The 3,321-nt window shown below is 72.5% G+C and carries 3 protein-coding genes; 1 reads left to right on the top strand and 2 read right to left on the bottom strand.

Going from position 1 to position 3,321, the window contains the following annotated elements; all coding sequences use genetic code 11:
• Positions 1 to 95: 95 nt before the first annotated feature.
• Positions 96 to 602: a GNAT family N-acetyltransferase gene (locus tag HMPREF3159_RS09865; RefSeq protein WP_070500875.1), complete on the top strand. Its 507-nt coding sequence runs from the start codon at positions 96 to 98 to the stop codon at positions 600 to 602.
• A gap of 74 nt (positions 603 to 676) precedes the next feature.
• On the opposite strand, the gene HMPREF3159_RS09860 is transcribed toward HMPREF3159_RS09865, so the two are convergent.
• Positions 677 to 2,389: a hypothetical protein gene (locus HMPREF3159_RS09860; RefSeq protein WP_070500874.1), complete on the bottom strand. Its 1,713-nt coding sequence runs from the start codon at positions 2,387 to 2,389 to the stop codon at positions 677 to 679.
• Positions 2,374 to 3,294 carry an ABC transporter ATP-binding protein gene (locus tag HMPREF3159_RS09855; protein WP_070500873.1) on the bottom strand — a complete coding sequence of 307 codons (921 nt, stop codon included), beginning with the start codon at positions 3,292 to 3,294 and terminating at the stop codon, positions 2,374 to 2,376. Before HMPREF3159_RS09855 ends, HMPREF3159_RS09860 begins: the two co-directional genes overlap by 16 nt.
• Positions 3,295 to 3,321: the final 27 nt, after the last annotated feature.

Here is a 3,321-nt window from a genome sequence, read left to right as displayed (position 1 = left end):
GCCCGGCCGGGGCGGACCGCGGTGCGAGGTCGGCCGACGCTGCGGGCTCTTCGCGCGGCGCGGGCCAGGCCGACCGTGCCGGGGGCCCCTGGTCCCTGCGACCGGCGACCCTCGAGGACGTCGAGGAGATCGCCTTCGCCGAGCTCGAGCTGTTCCCCGACGAGGCCTGGACCGTGTTCCAGCTCGCCGAGGAGGTCGAGCATCCCGACCGCCGCTACGTCGTCGCGGTCGAGGAAGCGGCCGAGCCGGCCCGCAGCGCCGACGGGCGGACCCTTCCCGGATGCGGCGGCGCGCTGCTCGGCTACGCCGGGATCATGCTCGCCGGCGACCTCGCCGACCTCCACACCATCGGTACGCGCCGCGAGGGTGAGGGCATCGGACGCGCCCTGCTCGCCTGGTGCGAGGAGCAGGCCCGGCGCGGCGGCGCCGAGCGGATGCTGCTCGAGGTGCGTGAGGACAACGACCGCGCCCGCGCCGTCTACGCCGCAGCCGGGTACCGGGAGATCGGTCGCCGCCGCGGCTACTACCGGATCCGCGGTCGGCGCATCGACGCGCTCGTCATGGAGCGCGAGCTCGGCGCCCCCGGCGGCCCGTCGGCCTGACCCTCCCCGGTCGCCTGGCGCTGCCGGGTGCAGGGCCGGAGGCGTCAGGTCAGCAGCCCCGGCCCGGCACCGGCTCACACGTGGTCGCGGACCTTCTGGAAGATGTCCGGGTAGCGGGCGTCCAGGCGGACCGTCGCGATGCGCAGACCGATCAGCAGCACGGCCACGCCGATCACGATCGCCAGCACGCCGGCCCCGGTGATCAGCGTCAGGCTCCCCGCGACCGCGCCCCAGATGCCGAGGCCCAGCGGCGGCAGCATCGGCACGAACACCGTCACCATCGAGATCGCCATCGAGAGCATGGCGTTCGAGCTCGAGGCGGACTTGTCCTTCATCGGGTTGGTGCCCGGGGGAGAGCTCGGGTAGGGCAGCAGCACTCCCACCACCATCGAGGTGCCCCAGCCGGAGATCATCGCGCCGAGCGAGCCGAGCAGGGTCATCGGGATCAGCTCGGGCAGTCCGTACAGCAGCGGCAGCGCGACGGTGATCACCACGACCGCGGGGATCATCAGCACCGCCATCGCCGCGATCCGGCCCAGCAGGTTCGCGCGGGCAGGGGCGCCGGCGACGATGTTGACCCAGCCCGACGGTCCGTCGAAGCCGATCTCGTTGGAGATGCTCAGCCCTGTCATCGCGCACATGAACACGGCCATGCCCAGCATCATCGTCCGGGCCTCGGGGACCATGAACCCCATCGCCACGAAGAACACGATCACCACGGGGTAGATGCCGAGGGCGGCGAGATAGCGGGTGTCCCGTCGCCAGTAGCGCAGGGACTTGCCCATCACGGCGCCGAAGGGACCGGCGGGCACGAGGCGCGGCACGAGCGGGGAGACCTTCGCCTGGCCCGAGGAGGCGTCCCCGGTCAGCGCCGAGGTCATCGACAGGTCGATCGAGCGCCTCCACCACAGCCAGACCAGCACGATCGTCGCCGCACCGATCAGGGCGCGCAGCAGCGCCGCGAGCACCCGGCCCTCGGCGAGATCCATCGGCACGGAGAACAGCGCACCGAGCGGCGTCCAGGCCAGCACCTCGGTCGCCAGAGGCAGCTGCTCGCGCACCCAGAGCATGTCGAGGTCCTCGATGCGCTGGGCGGAGAGCGAGAAGGCGTAGATCGCCACGAACATCGCCAGGAAGCCGAAGATCCCGCCGAGCTCGCGGCCCTTGCGGCTCGAGGCCCGGGCGGCGGAGTGTGCGAACCAGGCCCGCGGCAGCAGCAGGCACAGCGCGAGCCCGGCGAGGTTCGCGGGGATCAGCGCAAGGGCACCGAGCGCGACCCACCCGGCGCCCTGGCCGAACAGGACCAGCCACAGCAGCTCGAAGGCGGTGGCGATCGCGAGCGCGAGGAGCGTGAAGAGGCTCGGCAGGCTCAGCGCGGCCGCCGCGAACATCCCCGGCTGCAGCTCTCTCGCGCTGCGGGGGAAGAGGGCGAACGAACGCGGATCCAGGGTGTCGTCGATCCCGAAGGCGAGGACGGGGATCAGGAACCACAGCAGCACGGTGACGGCGCCGAGGCCGCGCACGATCTGCGGGAACAGCTCTCCCTCCCCGGCCCACAGCGTGGTGCCCAGGAACAGGAAGACCAGCATGGCCAGGCCGCCGAGGCCGTAGAGCACCCCGATCGAGGTGCCGATGATCTTGCCGATGTTCTTGCGATAGGACCGCTTCCACAGCGTCCACTTGAGCTTCAGCTGCAGGCGCACGAGGTCGCGTCCGCGGATCTCGCCGTGGCGCACGTCCTGCGCGGCCGCGGTCCGGGCGTGCTCGGTGCTCAGGACTCCAACCACGACAGGCTCCCCTCCGCGACGTCCCCGCCGCCGACGAGGTCGATGAAGGTCTGCACGAGGCTGCCGCCCTGGCGCACCTGGTCGAGGGTGCCGTCGGCCATCAGCCGCCCGTCGGCGATGATCGCGACGTGGCTGCACAGCCCCTCGACCAGCTCCATCACGTGGCTGGAGAGCACGACCGTGCCGCCGCCCTCGACATACGCGGTGAGGATCGTGCGGATCACCTGCGCGGAGACGGGGTCGACGGCCTCGAGCGGCTCGTCGAGCACCAGCAGGCGCGGCGCGTGCAGCAGGGCGCTCGCCAGCAGGATCTTCTTGGTCATGCCGGCGGAGTAGTCCACGACCAGCTTCCCGTCCTCGCCCGCGAGGTCGAGCGCGGTCAGCAGCGACTCCATCCGCTCCTCGACCACGGCCGGCTCCATCCCGCGGAGCAGGCCGACGTAGGTCAGCAGCTCCCGTCCGGTGAGCCGGTCGAAGGTGCGCAGCCCGTCGGCGAGGACGCCGAGGCGCGCCTTGGCCGCCTGCGGCTCGGCCCACATGTCGTGGCCGAGCACGTGCGCCGTGCCGTCGTCGGGCCGCAGCAGGCCTGTCGCCATCGACAGGGTGGTGGTCTTGCCGGCGCCGTTGGGACCGACGATCCCGTAGAACGAGCCCTGCGGCACGTCCAGGGACAGGCCGTGGACCACCTCGGTGCCGGAGAAGGACTTGCGCAGCCCGCGGATAGACAGCGCGGTCGAGCTCGGGACCGAGGCCTCGGCGGAGACCGGGGCGGCGGCGCCGGCGAGCGGGCCGGGCGCCTCGGCGGTGCCGGAGGGGTGGGCCGGGGACGGCGCCGAGGTCCCTCCCGCCTCCGGGGCAGTCCCCGGGACAGGAGGAGAGGAGGGGAGGGAGGGGTCGCTGTGCATGGGTATCTCCTATGTCAAGCGGCGTGC

It is taken from the genome of Brachybacterium sp. HMSC06H03, from assembly GCF_001807385.1.
In the GTDB taxonomy this organism is placed as follows: domain Bacteria; phylum Actinomycetota; class Actinomycetes; order Actinomycetales; family Dermabacteraceae; genus Brachybacterium; species Brachybacterium conglomeratum.
This window is presented reverse-complemented; position numbering and strand designations above follow the sequence as displayed.